Origin of the sequence: Nocardiopsis sp. NPDC006139, assembly GCF_040614155.1 — a bacterium.
GTDB lineage: Bacteria > Actinomycetota > Actinomycetes > Streptosporangiales > Streptosporangiaceae > Nocardiopsis > Nocardiopsis changdeensis.
The window spans coordinates 428,836-448,252 of the sequence record NZ_JBEXTT010000002.1; the positions used below are offsets into that span (position 1 = coordinate 428,836).

Consider the following 19,417-nt stretch of genomic DNA (forward strand, 5'->3'; position numbering starts at 1 on the left):
CGCGGCTACTTGTCGTCGCCGGGGTCGTCGACCACCTGGCTCCAAGGGTCGCCGCCGGAGGGCGGCATGGGCCGCGCGGCCTTGGGCTCCTCGGGCTTCGGGGCCTTCCCGGCACCCTCGGCCCTCGGCTCCCCGGGCTCGCCCGCCTCAGGCTCCCCGGCCCCCGGCTTCTCCGCCTCCGGGCCGGGCGCCTCGGGCTCCTGGGACTCGGACTCCGGCCGCTCGGCGGCGGGAGCCCCGGCCCCGGGCGCCTCGGGACCGTCGGCCTTCTCGGCCTCCGGCTCCGCGGAGTCCTTGCGCGGCGGGCCCCAGGTGCGCGCGTCCCGGCGGATCACCTCGACGGTGTCGTCCAGGATGCGGCGCAGGTCGTGCAGGGCGGCCTCGCCGACCGTGCCCGCCTCCCTGGCCACGTCGCGGACCCGCTCGCTGAAGTCGCGCAGGGCGTGGTCCAGGTCGGGGGTGCGGCCGGAACCGCCCTTGCCCCAGACCGCGCCGAAGGCGCCGAAGCCCTGGGTGAACTTCTCCCACTCGCGCGACCAGCGCTGGCCGTCGTCGCAGGAGTGGTCGGCCTTCGCCTTCTCGCCGCCCTGCTTCCGGGAGTCCCGCTCCTCCTCGGCCTTGGGGGCCTCGGCGGTCGGCTCCTCCTGCTTCGGGGCCTCCCCGGCCGCGGACTCCGGCGCGGGAGCCTCCTCGGCGGGGCGCCGGGCGCCGCCCGCGGCGAACTTCAGCTCCTCGCGCAGCGAGCTGATGGTCTCCCGCACGTCCTGCTTGACCGCCCGGGCGATGTCGCGCACCGAGTCGGTGATCTCCCGCTCCAGGTCGTCCAGGTCGCGCTCGCGCGCCCGCAGCTCCTCGCGCCCCTTGTCGGTGAGGCTGTAGACCTTGCGGCCGCCCTCCTCGGTGTGGGTGACCAGCCCCTCCTCCTCCAGCCGCGCCAGCCGCGGGTAGATGGTGCCGGGGGAGGGGGAGTACACGCCCAGGAACCGGTCCCGGAGCAGGCTGATGATCTCGTATCCGTGCCTGGGGCTCTCGTCCAGCAGCTTGAGCAGGTAGAGCCGGAGTCTGCCGTGTCCGAAGAAAGTGCTCATTCATGCCCCCTCGGGGATCGCGGCCGGAGTCTCGGGCGCGCGCCGCAGCAGCGCGGTCCGGTTGGACGCGGAGTTGATGGTGATGGTCGCCGGGTCCACCCCGCTGCCGATGCGCCCGCTCAGGACGGTGCGGGCGCGCCCGCCGCTCCGCTCTAGGCCGAAGTCGGAGTCGACCGCGGAGCTGGCGTTGCGGATCTCCACCGAGGCGGAGGTGTCCGCGGGCACCCGCAGGGCGACCTCGCCGGAGACGGTGTTGATCCGCACCCGGCCGGCCGGGGCCACGTCGGTGTCGGCCAGCACGGAGCCCGAGACGGTCTTGGCGCTCAGGGAGGAGACACGCCCGCCCGCCACGGCCAGCTGGCCGCTGACGCTGTTGAAGGACAGGCCCCCGGACACGTCCCGCAGGGAGGCGTTGCCGGAGACGGTGCCGATGTCGGTCTCGCCGCTCGCCCCGTCCAGGGTCACCTCGCCCGAGGCGGTCTTGAGCCTGGTGCGCGACCCCACGCCGGCGACGACGATCGGCGCGCTCATGGTGGTGACGTCGACCGGGCAGTCCCGGGGGACGCGCAGGTTCACGGTGGCGCTGCGCCGCTGCACCTGCTTGTAGCCGCCCAGCTGGACCGGGCGCAGCCGCTCCAGCAGTCCGGACCCGGTGAGGTCCTCGTAGTGGATGGTGAGGATGCCCGCCTCCTGGACGGCGAGGAGGGGCTCGCCGACGATGTCGGTCACCTCGAAGGTGACCGGGTCGTCGGTGGGAAGAATGTTGACCTGGCCGCCGAGGATCCGTACCCGCAAGGCCACGATGCCGTCGAGGGTCTGGGTCGTCGGCCTGTCGATGGTCCAACGTGCCATCGTGTGCACCCTTTCGCTCGCTCCGATGCCTTCACGATATGTCGCGAGTGCGGCGAACTCAAGATATGTCGCGGATTACCGGGGGTGTCTCCGGGTTCTCCCCGAGGCCCCCCGGGGGGAGCGGCGCCTCCCGGGACGGGGCCGGACAGCGCGAAGGGGGCCCGGGATCTCTCCCGGGCCCCCTTCACAGGTGGTGCGCCCTACTCTTCGTCCTCGTCGTCCAGCCGGGCCAGCCAGGTGGCCAGCCGGTCGACCGGGGTCTCGAACTCGGGGTGGACGTCGGTGAACGTCCGCAGCTGCTCGGCGAGCCAGGCGAGGCTGACCTCCTCCTCACCGCGGCGTTTCTCCAACTCCTCGATTCCGCGATCCGTGTAGTACAACGCGCACGCCCCTGCTAGTCCGCCGGCGGGAAGACCGTGTCCACCAGGGCGCGCTGCTCCGCCTCGTGCCGCTTGGCCGAGCCGGCCGCGGGCGAGGAGGACGCCGGACGCGAGATCCGGGTGAACGGGCGGTCGAGCTGCTCGGAGAAGACCAGCGCGACGAACGGCCACGGGCCCATGTTCGCCGGCTCCTCCTGGACCCACAGGACCTCGCCCGCGTTCGGGTAGGCCTTGAGCTGCTCCCGGATCTCCTCGATCGGCAGCGGGTAGAGCCGCTCCGCCCGGATGATCGCGGTGTGCTTGTCGCCGCTCTTGCGGCGCGCCGCGTCCAGGTCGTAGTAGATCTTGCCCGAGCACAGCACCACGCGGCGCACCTTCTCCGGAGCGATCGAGTCGTCCGTGATGAGCGGCCGGAAGTGCCCCGAGGTGAAGTCGGAGGCGGCGGAGGTCGCGGCCTTCAGGCGCAGCAGCGACTTGGGCGTGAAGACCACCAGCGGACGCTGGATCGGCGACTTGGCCTGCCAGCGCAGCAGGTGGAAGTAGCTCGCCGGGGTCGTCGGCATCGCGACGGTCATGTTCTCCTGCGCGCACTGCTGGAGGAACCGCTCGATCCGGGCCGAGGAGTGGTCCGGGCCCTGGCCCTCGTAGCCGTGCGGCAGCAGCAGGGTGACGCTGGAGCGCTGGCCCCACTTCTGCTCGCCGGAGCTGATGTACTCGTCGATGATGGTCTGCGCGCCGTTGACGAAGTCGCCGAACTGCGCCTCCCACATCACCAGCGCCTCGGGGCGGGTGAGCGAGTAGCCGTACTCGAAGCCCAGCGCCGCGTACTCGCTCAGCAGCGAGTCGTGGACGTGGAACTTCACGGTGCCGTTGTCGAACTGCTTGAGCGGCGTGTACGCCTCGCCGGTCTCGCGGTCCACCAGGCCGGCGTGGCGCTGGCCGAAGGTGCCGCGGCGGCTGTCCTGGCCGATCAGGCGGATCGGGTGCCCGTCCAGCAGCAGCCCGCCGAAGGCGAGCAGCTCACCGGTCGCCCAGTCCACCGCGTCGTTCTCCACCATCGTGGCCCGGCGGGTCAGCTGGGGAGCCAGCCGCGGGTGCGGGGTGAAACCGTCGGGCATGTTCACCTGGGTGTCGATGACCCGCTTGACGACCTCGTCGCTGATCGCGGTCTCGACGGTGGAGTGGTCCAGGCGGCCCTCGGTGAAGACCTCGGGCTTGACCACGGCACCCGGCTCGATCGGCTTCTTGTCGGCCTCGCGGGTCTCGACGAAGGCCCGCTCCAGCTCGGACTGGTAGTCGCGCAGCGCCGACTCGGCCTCCTCCACCGTGATGTCCCCGCGGCCGATGAGGGCCTCGGTGTACAGCTTGCGGGTGGAGCGCTTGGCGTCGATGACGTTGTACATCAGCGGCTGGGTGAACTCGGGGTTGTCCCCCTCGTTGTGGCCGCGGCGCCGGTAGCAGACGAGGTCGATGACGACGTCCTTGTTGAACGCCTGGCGGTAGGCGAAGGCCAGGTGCGCGACTCGGACCACGGCCTCGGGGTCGTCCCCGTTGACGTGGAAGATCGGCGCCTGCACCATCCGCGCCACGTCGGTGGCGTACACGCTGGAGCGGCTGTCCGACGGCGAGGTGGTGAAGCCCACCTGGTTGTTCACGACGATGTGGACGGTGCCGCCGGTGCGGTACCCGCGCAGCTGGGACAGGTTGAGGGTCTCGGCGACCACGCCCTGCCCGGCGAACGCGGCGTCGCCGTGGATGAGGATCGGCAGCACGGTGAAGCCGTGCGCGCCCTTGTCGAGCACGTCCTGCTTGGCGCGGACGATGCCCTCCAGGACCGGGTCGACGGTCTCCAGGTGGGACGGGTTGGCCGCCAGGGAGATGTCGATCTTCTCGCCCTCGCGGGTCTGGAAGACCCCCTCGGTGCCCAGGTGGTACTTGACGTCGCCGGAGCCGTGCGCGCTGCGCGGGTCGAGGTTGCCCTCGAACTCGCCGAAGATCTGCCCGTAGGACTTGCCGCAGATGTTGGCCAGCACGTTGAGGCGGCCGCGGTGGGCCATGCCGATGACGGCCTCGTCCAGACCGGACTTGGCGGCCTTGGAGATCACGCCGTCGAGCAGCGGGATGAGGGACTCGCCGCCCTCCAGGGAGAACCGCTTCTGGCCCACGTACTTGGTCTGCAGGAAGGTCTCGAACGCCTCGGCGCTGTTGAGCCGGTGCAGGATGTGCAGCTGCTCGTCACGGTCGAGCTTCTCGTGCTCGCGCTCGACGTGCGCCTGGATCCACTCCCGCTCCTCCGGGCTCTGGATGTGCATGTACTCGATACCCACCGTGCGGCAGTAGGTGTCGCGCAGCACGCCCAGGATGTCGCGCAGCTTCATGACCTGCTTGCCGCCGAAGCCCCCGGTCGGGAACTCGCGGTCCAGGTCCCACAGGGTCAGGCCGTGCTGGAGCACGTCCAGGTCCGGGTGCTTGCGCTGCTCGTGGTCGAGCGGGTTGGTGTCGGCCATGAGGTGGCCGCGCACGCGGTAGGCGTGGATCAGCTCCTGGACCCGGGTGGTCTTGTCGAGCTGGGTGGCCTTGTTGACGTGGATGTCCTGCACCCAGCGCACCGGCTCGTAGGGGATGCGCAGGGAGTTGAAGATCTCGTCGTAGAAGCCGTTCTCGCCCAGCAGCAGCTGGTGGATCCGGCGCAGGAACTCACCCGACTGCGCACCCTGGATGATGCGGTGGTCGTAGGTGGAGGTCAGCGTCATGACCTTGCTGATGCCCAGCTCGGCCAGCGTGTCCGCGGAGGCGCCCTGGAACTCGGCCGGGTACTCCATGGCGCCGACGCCCAGGATGGTGCCCTGGCCCGGCATGAGGCGCGGGACCGAGTGCACGGTGCCGATGCCGCCGGGGTTGGTGAGGCTGATGGTGGTGCCCTGGAAGTCCGGCACGCCCAGCTTGTTGGTGCGGGCCTTGCGGACCAGGTCCTCGTAGCCGCTCCAGAACTCCATGAAGTCCATCTCGTCGGACCTCTTGATGGAGGGCACGACGAGCTGGCGCGAACCGTCCGGCTTCTGCAGGTCGATGGCCAGGCCGAAGTTCACGTGCCTGGGCTTGGCGACACCGGGCTTGCCGTCGATCTCCGTGTAGGAGTAGTTCATCTCCGGCATCGACTCGAGGGCCTTGACCATGGCGTAGCCGATGAGGTGGGTGAAGGAGACCTTCCCACCGCGGCCGCGCCGGAGATGGTTGTTGATGACGATCCGGTTGTCGAAGAGGAGCTTGACCGGTACCGCGCGCACACTGGTCGCGGTCGGCATGGCCAGGCTCGACTCCATGTTGGTGGCGGTGCGCGCCGGTGCGCCGCGCAGCCGCTCCTCGTCGACCCGGAGGGCCTCGTCCGCGCTCGGGGCCGCCGCCTTGGCGGGGGCCGGCGCGGCGGGCTTCTCGGGTGCGGCGGGGGTCGTGGCCTGCGCCTTGGCGGCGGTGGTCCCCCCGCTCTTCGCACCGGCCGACTCCGCGGGCTTGTAGTCCGCGAAGAAGTTCCACCAGGCCTTGTCGACCGAGTTCGGGTCGTTCAAGTACTTCTGATAAAGCTCCTCGACCAACCACTCGTTGGGACCAAAGTCTGTCAGGGGTTGAGACGCCTCAGACGACACGGCGGAGATCGCCCACTTCCGCAGCTCGCTCGTGAATGTGTAGGACGACGGGTGGCTGCCGGCTCGGTCGGCTCAAGGAAGAACGGTGGTCGACCGCGTGGCGGAAGACCGGTCTGACCAGGCCGGCGCTCGTCGGTTACCAGGCTACTTGTACCGGCCTCCCGGCGGGGAACGCGGGCCGTGTTGAAACTAGGAGATAGCTAACATTTTTTCACAATCACGTTGTCGCTACGCGCCGGTAACCAAGCGTAGTGTGCCCGCACTGCCTGATTTGTGGGCTTTTGAGGGGATTTGGAGATGTGAAACCCTTGGCCGTTATCGGCCGCCTCCAGTGTGTCCTGTACCACTCTCGATATCGAGATTCCGAGGGAACCCGGTACCGGCGGGCTCCGTCGGAGTAGGTGCAAGCGGCCGGGCAGGACGGCCGGGTCCCGCCGCCGACGTTCCCAGCGGGAGCGGTGGGACCCGGGCCCGGCCGTCGCGCGTTTCCCTCGGTGAGGGCCCTCCGGACTCGCGAAACGCCGGTGAACGGTGCCGAACTTGCGCGGATCTGTGCGCTCTTCGGAGTTCTCCCGCGCCGACGCGCCCCGCGTGCCAGGATCGCGATACGCGCACACCGGACACACGGGGGTGGGAGAGACCCATGAGGGGACTGGGGGAGCTGGAAGCCGCCATCATGGACGCGCTGTGGCGGTCCGAGGAGCCGCTGCCCGTGCGGCTCGTCCACGAGACGATGGTCTACGACCGGGACATCGCGTACACGACCGTCATGACGGTCGCGGGGATCCTGTACAACAAGGGCCTGGTCGACCGGGAGAAGCGCGGCCGCGCCTGGGTGTACTGGACGCTGGAGACCCGCGCCGAGTACACCGCGCGGGTCATGGACGAGTTCCTCGGCACCTGCCCCGAGCCCCAGGCCACCCTGCGCAGCCTCGTCGAGCGCTTCAGCGACGAGGAGGTGGCCTCCTTCCAGCGGGTGCTCAGCCAGGTCCGCCTCAGCCGGGGCGCCGCCGGCTAGGCGGTGTCCTTGTGAACCTCCGCTGCGCTTCAGTCCGTCCGCCGCCCGCCACCGCCCTCGACGGACGGCCCGCGGCCGCGGGCTTTCCTCGAGGACGCCTCCTTGGGGCCGCCGGAACCCCGCCGGGCGCCTCACGAACCCCCGGCGGCACGGGGGAGAACAGGCCTCTAGGCCCGTCTGCGCAGGCGGCGCACGTCCGGCACGGCCAGGGCCGCCAGGGTGGCCGCCGCCGTCAGCGCGGCCAGCGCCGCCAGGGCCCGCTCCGGCCCCACGGCCGCCGCCACCGGCCCGATCGCCGCCTGCCCGACCGGGATCGCGGCGAACGACCCCAGGGCGTCGTAGGAGTACACCCGGGACAGCCGGTCGGCCGGGACGTTCTCCTGCACCGAGACGTGCCAGGCCACCTCGAACTGCTCCACGGCCACGCCCGCCGCGAACATGGCGGCGACCAGCACCAGGGGCGCCGCCGGCAGGGACAGCGCGTACAGCGGGACCGCCTGGACGGCGACCAGCGCCACCCCGAACGCCAGGGCGCGGCGCGGCAGCCACCGCGCGGCCAGGAACCCGCCCGCCAGCATCCCGGCGCTCTGGGCCGCCACCACCAGCCCCCAGGCCGCCCGGCCGAAGGACGCGTCGGCGATCGCCGGGCCCAGCACCGTCACCGAGGCCGACCAGGCGGCGTTGGTGACCATGAACTGCGCCACCACCACCCACACCCACGGGCGGGCGGTGAACTCGCGCCACCCCTCGACCAGGTCGCGCAGCACGCCCACCCGCCCCGTGCCGGCCTCCGTGCCCGGCAGCCGCAGCAGCACGAACGCCCCGCAGGCCAGCGCGTACAGTCCCGCGTCGGCGGCGATCGACCACCCCGGGCCGACGAACGCGACCAGGGCCCCGCCCAGGGACAGCCCCGCCACCATCGCGCCGTTGCCGGTCAGCCGGACCACCGCGTTGGCCTGGCGCAGCAGCCCGGGCGGCACCGTCTGGGGGACCAGCGCGGCGGACGCGGGCAGGTTCACCGCGGCCGCGGCCCCGTTGAGCACGCTCAGCCCCACCATCAGCGGCATCGACGCCGTCCCCGTCAGCAGGGCCGCGCCCAGCGCCCCCTGGGACAGGGCGGCCAGGGCGCAGCCGCCGCGCAGCACCAGGGCGCGGGGCAGCCGGTCGGCGATCACCCCGCCGAGCAGAAGCAGGAGCACGTTGGCCACGGACCGCGCGCCCACCACCAGCCCCACCTGGACCAGGGACCCGGTCACGTCCAGCACGGCGAACGCCAGCGCCACGTTCGCGAGCCCGTTGCCCAGGGACATCAGCAGCCGCCCGGCGGCCAGCGCCCGGAACGGGCCGTGCCGCAGCGGCGCCCCCATCCCGGCCGCGCGCCCCGCGTCCTCCGTCGCCGTCACCTCGGAACCCCGTCCCGTTCCCGGGACCCCGGGCTCACGACAGGATCCAGCTGCGGCCCTCCGCCGCCAGCTTCTCCACGAGGGTCGCGCTGTCGTGCTCCTTGGCGAACAGGTGCTCGGGGCGGGTGATGGGCACGATCCACAGCCACCGCACCGGGTCGCCCTGGAAGGTCAGCCCCGCGGTGTCCGGCGGGGCGTGCCCGGCGGCGGCCACGAGGGGCGAGGGGTCCTCCAGCAGCAGCACCGCCCCCGCGCCCCGGCGCATCGCCCGGTCCTCGGGGTTGTCCAGCCACTTGACCGTGTGCCCGGTCCCGAACCAGGTCACCGCCCGCCACGGGAACGCGCCGATCCACCGGAAGATCCGCGCCGCGTGGTGCGCGGGCATGGTGGTGGCCAGCGCCAGCTCCACCCGCGCGTACCTGGAGGTGTCGGCCATGTACCGGTCCAGGGTGGGCATCCGCTGCCCGCACATGCCCACGGTCGACAGGATCGTGAACGGCCGGTCCTCGGAGGGCGGGCGCTCCGACACCCGCAGCAGCGGCGGGTGGCCGTCGGACACGTCCCAGTAGTGGCCGGCCGCGCCCACCGTCCGGTTGAGGTGCCCCAGCACCGTGCGCTGCACGCTGCGCCACGCGCCCGAGGCCCGCCGCCAGTCCCAGTAGGCCTCCGCGTGCACCACCCGCGGCCACAGCTGTCCCTTGACCGGGTCCAGCTCCCAGGCGTAGGCGCTGCGCCCGATCGCCTCGCGGGCGTACCCGGGCAGGCCGCTGTCGGCCTCCGCCCAGCCGGGGATGACCGCGAGCAGGCCCTCCTCGTCGACCAGCGCGACCCCGTCGCCCTCCTCGAACCACACCGCACGCAGACAGGAGGGGTCGAACCGTGGGCGCCCCTGCGGGTGCTTGGTGTGCCCCTCCGGCATCAGCGGGGCCCGCCCCTCGAAGGAGCCGCCGGGCTCGGCGGCGCGGGGGGCGATCTCGTGGTTGGCCAGCCACACCGGGACGCGGATGCGCCCGCGCGCGTCCAGCAGGTAGGCGGCCGTGGTCCGGGAGTCGCACTCGACGACGACGCGACGGCTCTGGTACGGGCTGACCTCGTCGAGCAGGACCTCGATCCCTGTCACCGGCCCTCCCACATGTGCCGATCCGCCGTCCTTCGCGGGTCCGATCCGACCCGTCCCTGCAATGCGTAGAATCGACGGTAGTGCCCTGACAGGCGGAGCCGTATCCGCAGCCGCGTATAGGTCGTATAACGACCCGAGCCGCTGCCGTCCCGCGCCGGGCCGAGACCATCGACTCCACCCTTACGGACTCTCTATGCCCGCCGAGCTCACCTTCGTCGCACCGCGCCGCGCCAAGCCTCCCCGGCACCTGGCCGACCTCACCCCGCAGGAGCGGGCCGAGGTCGTCTCCGAGCTGGGGGAGAAGCCCTTCCGGGCCAAACAGATCGCCAAGCACTACTTCGGCGGTCTGGAGTCGGACACCTCGGCCATGACCGACCTGCCCGCCTCCTCGCGGGAGAAGCTGGGCGAGGCCCTGCTGCCCCGCCTGCTCACCCCCGTCAAGCACATCACCTGCGACGACGGGATGACCCGCAAGACCCTGTGGAAGGCGTTCGACGGGGTGCTGTTCGAGTCGGTGCTGATGCGCTACCCGGACCGCGTCACCCTGTGCATCTCCTCACAGGCGGGCTGCGGCATGAACTGCCCGTTCTGCGCCACCGGGCAGGCGGGGCTCACCCGCAACCTGTCCACCGGCGAGATCGTGGAGCAGGTGGTGGCCAGCGCCCGCGACCTGGCCCGCGGCCAGGTGGCCGGCGGACCGGGGCGGATCAGCAACATCGTGTTCATGGGCATGGGCGAGCCCATGGCCAACTACAAGCGCGTCCTGGAGACGGTGCGCCGGATCACCGACCCGGTGCCCGACGGGCTGGGCATCTCCCAGCGCGGCGTCACCGTGTCCACGGTGGGCCTGGTCCCGGCGATCGACAAGCTCACCGCCGAGAAGATGCAGGTGCGCCTGGCGATCTCGCTGCACGCCCCGGACGACGAGCTGCGCGACGAGCTGGTGCCGATCAACACCCGCTGGAAGGTCGCCGAGGTGCTCGACGCCGCCTGGCGCTACGCCGGGACGACCGGCCGCCGGGTCTCCATCGAGTACGCGCTCATCAAGGACGTCAACGACCAGGCGTGGCGGGCCGACCTGCTCGGCAGGCTGCTCAAGGGCCACCTGGTGCACGTGAACCTGATCCCGCTCAACCCCACCCCGGGGTCCAAGTGGACCGCGTCGCGCCCCGAGGACGAGCGCGAGTTCGTCCGGCGCCTGCAGTCCCACGGCGTCTCGGTGACCGTGCGCGACACCCGCGGCCAGGAGATCGACGGGGCCTGCGGCCAGCTCGCGGCCGCGGAGAGCTGACCCGGGGGTGGTCGAGACCGGACTGGCCTTCGTCATCGCCCTCGCGGCGGGACTGGTCCCGGTCCTCAACATCGAGGTCTACCTGCTGGGCGCCGTGGCCGTGAACGGCGACGGCGCCCTGGTGGCCATGGCGGTCGCCGCCGGCCTGGGGCAGACCCTGGGCAAGCTGCCCTACTACTACGCGGGCAAGGGGACGCTCTCCGCGCCCTGGCTGCGCAGGCGCACCGAGACGCCGGGCAAGTGGACCGAGCGGGCCGCCCGCTGGCGGAGCAGGGCCGAGGAGCGCCCCGCCTGGGGGGTGGGCCTGCTGGCGCTCAGCTCGTTCGCGAGCATCCCGCCGTTCATGGTGGTCTCCGTCCTGGCGGGCGTGGTGCGGATGAACATCGTGCTGTTCTCGGCCGTCACCTTCGCGACCCGCACCGCCCGCTTCCTCATCATCGTCCTGGCCCCCGCCTGGGCGCTGTCCTTCCTCCCCTGACCCCTTCCCGGCCGGGCTCCGGGCTCCCTAGGATCGGGTGCGGTACCCCCGATCCGAGAGGCGCCCCATGCTGCCCTCCCTCCTCCTCGGCCTGCTGGCCGGACTCCTGCTCGGCAACGGCCTCCCGCACTTCGTCACGGGGATCACCGGCCGCTCGTACCCCAACGTGTTCGGCGACGGACCGGTCCCCAACGTCCTCGGCGGCTGGGTGCAGCTCGTGGCGGCGTCCGGCATCGTCTACGCGCTGACCCGGCTGGACGGCGCCCCGTCCCCGCTCGTGCCGCTGGCCTGCGGTGCGGCGGGGGTCCTGGCGGCCGCCCTGTTCCACGCCCGCGGCCTCGCCGCCGGCGCGCGCCGCGCCGCCCCCGGGGACTGAGGCCCCCCGGGGGCGGCGCCGCTCAGGCGGTGTCCAGGTCGCGGCGGCGGAAGCCCGCCAGCGCCAGGGCCAGGGCGGCCGCGACCGCGGCGGAGGCGATCACGACCGGTGCCGCCTCGAACTCCTCCATCGGCGGCTGCGGCAGCATCCCGAACGCGCTGAGGTCCAGCGCCCAGTCGGGCATCCCCAGCAGGGCGCCGAGCATGGTGGTGAAGACGCTGTACCCCAGCCACAGCCACACCAGCGGCATCAGGCGCGGGGCCGCCCCGACGAACAGCGCGGTGGCCGCGACGAACGCCAGCGCCACCGGCGCCTGCGACAGCGCCGACTCCAGCATCGTGCCGATCCAGGAGGCGTCGTCCGTGGCGCTGAGCGCTCCGATGCCGATGCCGAGCCCGCCCAGGACCACGAGCAGGCCCGTGGACAGGACGCCCACCGCCAGGGCGGCGCCGTACCAGCGGATCCGCCCCACCGCCGTGGCCAGGACGAGTTCGGCGCGGCCCGCCGACTCCTCGCTGCGCGCGCGCAGGACCGACAGGATGCCCTGGGCGGCGGCCGCCATGATCACGTAGCTCGACATGACGCCGAGGAAGCCCGCGGTCACGTCCTCGGCGGCGGAGCCGAGCAGGGCCACCAGCTCGGGGTTGGAGTCGAGCATCCCCTCGACCTCGGTGGCCAGCGTGCCGAAGGAGATCGAGAACAGGAAGGTCGCGGCGCTCCAGGCGATGATCGACCCCCGCTGCTGGCGCAGGTGCAGGGCGAGGACGCCGTTGAGCAGCGGGCCCGCAGCGGCCGGACCGGGGCGGGACGGGACCAGTCCCGCGCCCAGGTCCCGGCGCCCCGCCAGGGCGTAGGCGGTGCCGAACAGGGCCAGGATCGCCAGCGGGTACAGGGCCAGCGGCCACCACCGCAGGTCGTCGAACACCCGGGTCTGCTGCACCCAGGCGAACGGGGAGGCCCAGGAGGAGGGCCCGCCCCCGCGCTCGGCCAGGTCGCCGACGACGCGGGCCATGAAGAGCAGCCCGGTGACGAGGAAGGCCGTCCCGGAGGCGGCCCGCCCGTGCTCGGTGAGCTGGGCGCACACCGCGGTGACGGCGCCGAAGGTGAGGCCGGCCAGCCCCAGCCCCAGCCCGTAGACCAGGGAGTCGACGGCGTCCAGCCCGTAGCCGGCCATGATCGCCCCGGTCAGCCCGCCGATGAGCAGGTTCAGCAGGGCGACGGTGAGCAGCGCCGCCGTCATCTGGGCGCCGCTGCCCAGGACCCCGGCCCGCAGCAGCTCGGCGCGGCCGCTCTCCTCCTCGGCCCGGGTGTGCCGGACCACGTGCAGGATGCTCATGATCGCCATGGCGATGAGCAGGCTCATGGTCAGCTCGTTGACCACCATGGCGCCGAGCGTGTAGTCGTCGAGCCCGAAGCCCGGGCCGCCGAAGAGGATCCCGGTGGGCGTGTCCATGAGCGCCGCCCGGGCCTGGCGCTGGGCTTCGGTGGCGAAGGCCTCGTCCAGGGTGGGGACGGTCAGGCCGACCGTGCCCACCAGGGCGACCACCCACACCGACATCCGGATGCGGTCGCGGCGCAGGATGAACCGGGTCAGGGTCCCGGTCCCGGTGAGGGCGCTCATGCCGCGCTCCCCCGGTCGCCGTTGAGGGCGGCCAGCTCGTCGCCGTAGTGGCGCAGGAACAGTTCCTCCAGGGAGGGCGGGTTGCTCACGAGGGAGCGGACCCCCAGGCCGGTCACCGCCCGCATGACGGTGTCGAGGTGGTCGTTGTCCACGTCCATGGAGATCCGGTCGCCGTCGACCTCCGCGTTGTGCACCCCGGCCAGCCCGGCCAGCGCCGAGGGGTCGCCGGAGACGGTGGCGCGCACGGACGACCGGGTCAGGTGGCGCAGGTCCTCCAGGGTCCCCGACTCCACGGCCCTGCCCTGGCGGATGATGGTGACCGTGTCGCAGAGCTTCTCGACCTCGGACAGGATGTGGCTGGACAGCAGGACCGTGCGCCCCTGCTCCTTGGCCTCCAGCACGCACCCGGTGAACACCGCCTCCATCAGCGGGTCCAGCCCGGAGGTCGGCTCGTCCAGGATGAGCAGCTCGGCGTCGGAGGCGAGGGCGGCGACCAGGGCGACCTTCTGCCGGTTGCCCTTGGAGTAGGTGCGCGCCTTCTTGGTGGGGTCCAGCTCGAACCGGGCCAGCAGCTCCTCGCGGCGGGCCCGGTGCAGGCCGCCGCGCAGCCGCCCGAGCAGGTCGATGGCCTGGCCGCCGGTCAGGTTGGGCCACAGGGTGACGTCGCCGGGGACGTAGGCCAGCCTCCTGTGCAGGGAGACGGCGTCCTTCCAGGGGTCGCCGCCCAGCAGGCGGACGGTGCCGGCGTCGGCCTTGAGCAGGCCGAGCAGGACGCGGATGGTCGTGGACTTGCCGGAGCCGTTGGGGCCGAGGAACCCGGCGACCCTGCCGGCCTCCACGGTGAGGTCCAGGCCGTTGAGGGCCTGGAACCGGCCGAAGTACTTGTCGACGCCGCGCGCGTCGATGACGGGTGAGGACATGGCGGGTGGTCTCTTCTCTCTTCCGATGGGGGGTGCCCGGGGGCCTGGTGCGTCAGCGGGCGCCCTCGGGCGGGTCGCAGACGTACAGCAGGTAGGCGTCGAGCATCTGCCGGTCGGTGTAGAGACCTTCGGTGTACAGCTCCAGTACCGGGAGCATGTGCTCCTCCATCCATTCCCGCAGGAACAGTGGGAAGTCGATGTCGTCGGGGTCGGGTCGGGCGGACAGTGCTACGAGGAGGGAGCCCATGGAGCTCTCGGCCAGCCACCGGGCGCGCTTGGCCCGGTCGCGGCTGGGCCGGATCGTCCCGGCGGCCTCGCCCGCGGCGAGGTAGCCCTGGACGTCCTCGACGATGCGCTCGTACAGGGCCAGGCCGACGGCGCCGCCCTCTTGGAAGGAGCGGATGGCGTAGGCCAGCAGGGGGGCGAACTCCTCGACGTGCGCCACGTATTGGAGGGCGACCGAGGGGTCGGAGGTCACTGTTTCCCTCTTGACCCTGTGCATGACCTCGAAGACGTGGTCGTCGCAGGCCCTGCGCAGACCGTCCTTGGACCCGAAATGGTGCATGACCAGGCCGGGGGAGACCCCCGCCTTCTCGGCGATGGCCCGGATCGTCACCTTGAAGCCGTGCCTTCCGAAGCATTCGAGGGCGGCGTCGCGGATGCGGGCGCGCGCGGTGAGGTCGGAGGCGTCGGCTGAACTCATGTTCAATAGGTTAAACACGCGTTCAGCCCGCTGGCAAGGGGGTGGCCGTACACTCGTGCCCACCCGCGTCGACGAGGAGGATCCGATGGTGCAGGTCGCTGTCGCCCAGTTCGCCCCCGCCCAGGACAAGGCGGAGAACCTGCGCTCGGTGGGGAGGCTGGCCGCGCGGGCCGCGGCCCTGGGGGCGCGGGTGGTGCTGCTGCCCGAGTACACGATGTTCACCGCGTCCCGCACCGACGGCCGCTACGTCGAGGCGGCCGAGCCCCTGGACGGGCCGTTCGTCGCGGCCGCCGCCGACACCGCCCGCCGGGAGGGCGTCCACCTGGTGCTGGGCGTCAACGAGGAGACCGCCGGGGGCACGCACTTCTCCAACACGCTGGTGGCGCTGTCGCCGCGGGGCGAACGGGTCGCGCTCTACCGCAAGATCCACCTGTACGACGCGTTCGGTGTCAGGGAGTCCGACGTGGTCGCGCCCGGGCCCGTCGAGGAGCCGGAGACCTTCACCGTCGAGGGCGTGACCTTCGGCCTGCAGACCTGCTACGACCTGCGCTTCCCCGAGGTGACCCGGCGGATCGCGGACGCCGGGGCGCACGTGGTGCTGCTGGCCGCCCAGTGGGTGCCCGGACCGCTCAAGGAGGAGCACTGGCGGACGCTGGCGCGCGCCCGGGCGGTGGAGAACACCGTGTACGTCGCCGCCGCCGGGCAGTCCGCGCCCACGGGGGCGGGCAACAGCATGGTGGTCGATCCGATGGGGACGCCGATCGCGGCGCTGGGGGAGCAGGGCTTCGAGGTGGCCGTCGCCGAGGTTTCGGCCTCACGGGTGGACGAGGTCCGTACGACCAACCCCGCGTTGGCGATGCGCCGCTTTGTGGTGGTACCCCGTGACTGATTCGATGTGATCGGGGGTAGTCCACCTCCAGGATGTCCGACAAATCCGCTGATCGCTCAGATTTCAGGCGGGGTCTTCCCAGGCTTGGTTACTTAGAGCTATGATCTACCTGCACGGAGTGATTTAGATGGGGACGGACCCTTCCAGGTGCCGAGTGCCTCTGATTGAATAAAGAGCCGGTAACTATCGGCCCGCCAGACTGTCCTAAACCACGGGGGGAGCAGGGACATTGCGCGGAACGAGCACGATGTGCGTATCGGATGCGGAGGCCGACGCCGTATCCGACGGATACGTGTACGACCCGGAATCGCTGAGCGCGGAGCAGTGCACGGGGGATGCCTGCGCCGTCTGCCACACGCGATGGCCCCGGCCGCGGATCGCCCTGGGCGTCCTGCCGGACGGGGTGCCGGTGTTCGGTTGTGGTGACTGCGCGGAGCTCGTCGGCGCCGGATCGTCGGTCGCCGCCGACACCCGGGTCTTCGCCGCCCGCTGAGGAGAACACGGTCGCGCTCCGGGTCCAAGGGGGAGAGAAGGACCCGGAGCGCTCCCGCCGGCGCACCCGCTTCCATGGGGAGGAGGGGAAGTTGAGCGCGCCTTTCCCGGAATGGTCCCGTGATCAGGCCGTCGGCCACGCCCCGTGAGGGGCGGGCGACAACCACGATACTCCGAGTCGCCCGCCGCGACCGTCGGTGGGACGTATCCGTCCGGTATTTCCCGGAACTGCTGACAGTCGGGAATGTCCGTTGTCATTCGCCGGCGGGGGACCTGTCAGCCGTTGGTGGGGAACCCGAGGTCCACGCCGCCGGACGGGCGCGCGCCCGGGTCGGTCCACCGGGCGGTGACCGCCTTGGTGCGGGTGTAGAAGTGCACGCCCTCGGTGCCGTGCGCGTGCGAGTCGCCGAACAGCGACTGCTTCCACCCGCCGAACGAGTAGTAGGCCATCGGCACCGGGATCGGCACGTTGACGCCGACCATCCCCACCTCGACCTCGTTCTGGAACCGACGGGCCGCCCCGCCGTCGTTGGTGAAGATCGCCGTCCCGTTGCCGTAGGGGTTGTCGTTGACCAGCTTCACCGCGGAGTCGTAGTCGTCCGCCCGCAGCACGCTCAGGACCGGGCCGAAGATCTCGTCGCGGTAGCAGGACATCTCCGGGCCCACGTGGTCGAGCAGCGTCGGCCCCAGCCAGAACCCGTCCTCCCCGCCGCCCAGGACCGGGTGCACCCGGCCGTCGACGGCCAGCGTCGCGCCCTCGCGCACCCCCGACTCCAGGTAGGAGGCGACCTTGTCGCGGTGCTCGCGGGTGACCAGCGGGCCCATCTCGCTGCGCTCGTCGTCGCCGGGCCCCACCCGCAGCCGGGAGATCCGCTCCTTGATCCGGGCGACCAGCTCGTCGCCCACCGGGTCCACCGCGACCACCGCGGAGATGGCCATGCAGCGTTCCCCGGCCGAGCCGAACCCGGCCGACACCGCCTGGTCGGCGGCCAGGTCCAGGTCGGCGTCGGGCAGTACCACCATGTGGTTCTTGGCCCCGCCCAGCGCCTGGACCCGCTTGCCGTGCTCGGCGGCCGTCCGGTAGATGTACCGGGCGATCGGGGTGGAGCCCACGAAGCTCACCGCCGCCACGTCGGGGTGCTCCAGGAGCGCGTCCACGGCCACCTTGTCGCCCTGGACCACGCTGAACACGCCCTCGGGCAGCCCGGCCTCCTCCCACAGCCCGGCGATGAGCAGCGACGCCGAGGGGTCCTTCTCGCTGGGCTTGAGGACGAACGCGTTGCCGCAGGCGATCGCCACCGGGAACATCCACATCGGCACCATGGCCGGGAAGTTGAACGGGGTGATGCCCGCGACCACGCCCAGCGGCTGGAGGATGGAGTAGGAGTCCACGCCGGTGGACACGTTCTCGGAGTAGCCGCCCTTGAGCAGGTGGGGGATGCCGCAGGCGAAGTCCACGACCTCCAGGCCGCGGGCCACCTCGCCCTGCGCGTCGGAGAACACCTTGCCGTGTTCGGCGCTGATCGCCGCGGCCAGCTCGTCCCTGTTGGCGTTGAGCAGCTCCCGGAACCGGAACAGGATCTGTACCCGCCGCGACAGCGACGTGTCCCGCCAGCCCGGGAACGCCGCCCGGGCCGCGGACACCGCCGCGTCCACCTCCTCGGGGCCCGCGAAGTCGACGGTGCCGGTGACCGCGCCCGTCGCCGGGTTGTAGATGTCGCCCTGGCGCTCGGCCGGGCCCTGGTAGCGGCGTCCGCCGATCCAGTGGGTGACGTGCTTGCCCATGTCTGGTCTCCTCGGGTCGTGTCAGGCCTGGGCGTCGACCGCGCGGACGGCGTCCAGCAGCAGGTCGCGCCCCTGGGCGGCGTCCTCGGCGGACAGGGTCAGCGGCGGGGCCATGCGCAGCACGTTGCCGTGCACGCCGCCCTTGCCCACCAGCAGGCCCCGCTCGCGGGTGGCCTCCAGCACCCGGCCGGCCAGGGCCGAGGAGGGGCCGCCGGTGCGCGGGTCCGCCATCTCGACGGCGAACATCAGGCCCTTGCCGCGCACGTCCGCCACCGATGCCAGTTCGGTCAGCGGCCGCAGGCCCTCGATGATGAGCGAGCCCTGCCGCAGCGCGTTGCCCTGGAGGTCGTGCTCCAGCACGTAGTCCAGGGTGGCCCCGGCGGCCGCCATCGACACCGGGTTCCCACCGAAGGTGGCCACGCCCAGCGCCGACAGGCCGTCCATGAGGTCGCCGCGCGCCACGACGCCGCCGACGGCGAAGCCGTTGCCCAGGCCCTTGGCGAAGGTCATCATGTCCGGGGTGACCCCGTGGTTCCCGATGCCGAAGAAACTGGTGCCGGTGCGGCCCCAGCCGGTCTGCACCTCGTCGGAGACGAACAGGATCCCGTGCTCGTCCAGCACCTCCTTGTAGGCGGCGTACAGCCCGTCCGGCGGCATGTTGAACCCGCCCACGCCCTGGATCGGCTCGGCGATCAGACAGGCCACGTTCGGTGCGGCGGTGTCCAGGACGTCGCGCAGGTCGGCGACGCAGGCCTCGGTGTACTCCTTCTCCGACATGCCGCGGAACACCGGGGAGGCGTGGTCGGTGCCGTGCAGGTAGTGCACGTTGAGCGGGGACAGCGAGGAGTTCTTCCAGCCGCGGTTGCCGGTGACGGCGATGGTGCCGTAGGAGCGCCCGTGGTAGCTGCCGCGCACGGCCAGCACCTCGTCGCTGCCGCGGGCGCAGGTGGCCAGCAGCAGGGCGGTCTCGTTGGCCTCGGTGCCGGAGTTGGTGAAGAACACCTTGGCGTCGGGGATGCCCGACAGGCGGGCGATCTTCTCGGCGAGCTCGACCTGGGAGCGGATCAGGTACAGCGTGGAGGTGTGCACGACGCCCTTGGCGATCTGCCGCTCCACGGCCTCGCGCACCTCGGCCACGTCGTAGCCGAGCATGTTGGTCACGATGCCGGTGAAGAAGTCCAGGTAGGTGCGGCCGTCTGCGTCGGTGACGCGGGAGCCGCTGCCGGACACGATCTCCAGCGGGGACTCGTAGTACAGGGGCAGCCAGGAGGGCATGACCGCGCGGTGGCGCGAGAGAAGTTCGGACATGCCCCCAGTCTCTCCGCGGACCGCCGCCGTGGCCAGAACCACCGTGTTG

At 71.9% G+C, this 19,417-nt stretch carries 17 protein-coding genes; 6 read left to right on the plus strand and 11 right to left on the minus strand.

Features of this window, described 5'->3' with window-relative positions:
• Window positions 1-5: 5 nt before the first annotated feature.
• From ABZ249_RS04070 to ABZ249_RS04085, 4 genes are all read right to left on the minus strand, one after another.
• A complete protein-coding gene (locus ABZ249_RS04070; protein WP_355256925.1) occupies window positions 6-1,088 on the minus strand; it encodes a helix-turn-helix transcriptional regulator in 1,083 nt (360 codons plus the stop codon).
• Entirely contained in the window at window positions 1,089-1,940 is an 852-nt protein-coding gene (locus ABZ249_RS04075) for a DUF4097 family beta strand repeat-containing protein (RefSeq protein WP_355256928.1), read from the minus strand. It abuts the gene before it with no gap.
• A gap of 200 nt (window positions 1,941-2,140) precedes the next feature.
• A complete protein-coding gene (locus ABZ249_RS04080; protein WP_220565134.1) occupies window positions 2,141-2,320 on the minus strand; it encodes a DUF6104 family protein in 180 nt (59 codons plus the stop codon).
• A gap of 14 nt (window positions 2,321-2,334) precedes the next feature.
• The gene (locus tag ABZ249_RS04085; protein ID WP_355256932.1) at window positions 2,335-5,964 is read right to left on the minus strand and encodes a multifunctional oxoglutarate decarboxylase/oxoglutarate dehydrogenase thiamine pyrophosphate-binding subunit/dihydrolipoyllysine-residue succinyltransferase subunit; all 3,630 of its coding nucleotides are present in this window, start codon (window positions 5,962-5,964) and stop codon (window positions 2,335-2,337) included.
• Between the two features lie 643 nt (window positions 5,965-6,607).
• On the opposite strand from ABZ249_RS04085, the gene ABZ249_RS04090 reads away from it, so the two are divergent.
• Complete coding sequence (locus ABZ249_RS04090) at window positions 6,608-6,982, plus strand: BlaI/MecI/CopY family transcriptional regulator (RefSeq protein ID WP_355256935.1); 375 nt, start codon at window positions 6,608-6,610, stop codon at window positions 6,980-6,982.
• A gap of 167 nt (window positions 6,983-7,149) precedes the next feature.
• On the opposite strand, the gene ABZ249_RS04095 is transcribed toward ABZ249_RS04090, so the two are convergent.
• Both ABZ249_RS04095 and ABZ249_RS04100 read right to left on the minus strand, forming a co-directional pair.
• On the minus strand, window positions 7,150-8,349 hold the full coding sequence (locus tag ABZ249_RS04095; RefSeq protein WP_355257120.1) for an MFS transporter: 1,200 nt from the start codon (window positions 8,347-8,349) through the stop codon (window positions 7,150-7,152).
• A 70-nt stretch (window positions 8,350-8,419) separates the two neighbouring features.
• Complete coding sequence (locus tag ABZ249_RS04100) at window positions 8,420-9,505, minus strand: suppressor of fused domain protein (RefSeq protein WP_355256938.1); 1,086 nt, start codon at window positions 9,503-9,505, stop codon at window positions 8,420-8,422.
• Between the two features lie 193 nt (window positions 9,506-9,698).
• On the opposite strand from ABZ249_RS04100, the gene rlmN reads away from it, so the two are divergent.
• The 3 genes from rlmN (at window position 9,699) to ABZ249_RS04115 (ending at window position 11,650) form a co-directional block, all read left to right on the plus strand.
• Window positions 9,699-10,796, plus strand: coding sequence for a 23S rRNA (adenine(2503)-C(2))-methyltransferase RlmN (gene rlmN, locus ABZ249_RS04105; protein WP_355256941.1), 1,098 nt, complete (start codon window positions 9,699-9,701; stop codon window positions 10,794-10,796).
• Window positions 10,797-10,803: 7 nt separating this feature from the next.
• Window positions 10,804-11,274, plus strand: coding sequence for a hypothetical protein (locus tag ABZ249_RS04110; RefSeq protein ID WP_220565141.1), 471 nt, complete (start codon window positions 10,804-10,806; stop codon window positions 11,272-11,274).
• Window positions 11,275-11,341: 67 nt separating this feature from the next.
• The gene (locus ABZ249_RS04115) at window positions 11,342-11,650 is read left to right on the plus strand and encodes a hypothetical protein (protein WP_220565142.1); all 309 of its coding nucleotides are present in this window, start codon (window positions 11,342-11,344) and stop codon (window positions 11,648-11,650) included.
• Window positions 11,651-11,672: 22 nt separating this feature from the next.
• Here ABZ249_RS04115 and ABZ249_RS04120 read toward each other — a convergent pair whose 3' ends face one another.
• The 3 genes from ABZ249_RS04120 to ABZ249_RS04130 are packed head-to-tail and all read right to left on the minus strand — an operon-like array spanning window position 11,673 to window position 14,894.
• Window positions 11,673-13,271: an anibiotic ABC transporter efflux pump gene (locus ABZ249_RS04120; RefSeq protein WP_355256945.1), complete on the minus strand. Its 1,599-nt coding sequence runs from the start codon at window positions 13,269-13,271 to the stop codon at window positions 11,673-11,675.
• Complete coding sequence (locus ABZ249_RS04125; RefSeq protein ID WP_355256948.1) at window positions 13,268-14,191, minus strand: ABC transporter ATP-binding protein; 924 nt, start codon at window positions 14,189-14,191, stop codon at window positions 13,268-13,270. Before ABZ249_RS04125 ends, ABZ249_RS04120 begins: the two co-directional genes overlap by 4 nt.
• Before the next feature lie 52 nt (window positions 14,192-14,243).
• On the minus strand, window positions 14,244-14,894 hold the full coding sequence (locus tag ABZ249_RS04130; protein ID WP_355256951.1) for a TetR family transcriptional regulator: 651 nt from the start codon (window positions 14,892-14,894) through the stop codon (window positions 14,244-14,246).
• Window positions 14,895-14,979: 85 nt separating this feature from the next.
• Between ABZ249_RS04130 and ABZ249_RS04135 the strand changes: the two genes are divergently transcribed.
• Together ABZ249_RS04135 and ABZ249_RS04140 are read left to right on the plus strand one after the other, a co-directional pair.
• Window positions 14,980-15,783: a carbon-nitrogen hydrolase family protein gene (locus ABZ249_RS04135; RefSeq protein WP_220565148.1), complete on the plus strand. Its 804-nt coding sequence runs from the start codon at window positions 14,980-14,982 to the stop codon at window positions 15,781-15,783.
• Window positions 15,784-16,030: 247 nt separating this feature from the next.
• The gene (locus ABZ249_RS04140) at window positions 16,031-16,276 is read left to right on the plus strand and encodes a hypothetical protein (protein ID WP_355256954.1); all 246 of its coding nucleotides are present in this window, start codon (window positions 16,031-16,033) and stop codon (window positions 16,274-16,276) included.
• Window positions 16,277-16,551: 275 nt separating this feature from the next.
• On the opposite strand, the gene ABZ249_RS04145 is transcribed toward ABZ249_RS04140, so the two are convergent.
• Both ABZ249_RS04145 and ABZ249_RS04150 read right to left on the minus strand, forming a co-directional pair.
• Entirely contained in the window at window positions 16,552-18,060 is a 1,509-nt protein-coding gene (locus ABZ249_RS04145; protein WP_355256957.1) for a CoA-acylating methylmalonate-semialdehyde dehydrogenase, read from the minus strand.
• A 21-nt stretch (window positions 18,061-18,081) separates the two neighbouring features.
• Entirely contained in the window at window positions 18,082-19,368 is a 1,287-nt protein-coding gene (locus tag ABZ249_RS04150) for an aspartate aminotransferase family protein (protein ID WP_355256960.1), read from the minus strand.
• Window positions 19,369-19,417: the final 49 nt, after the last annotated feature.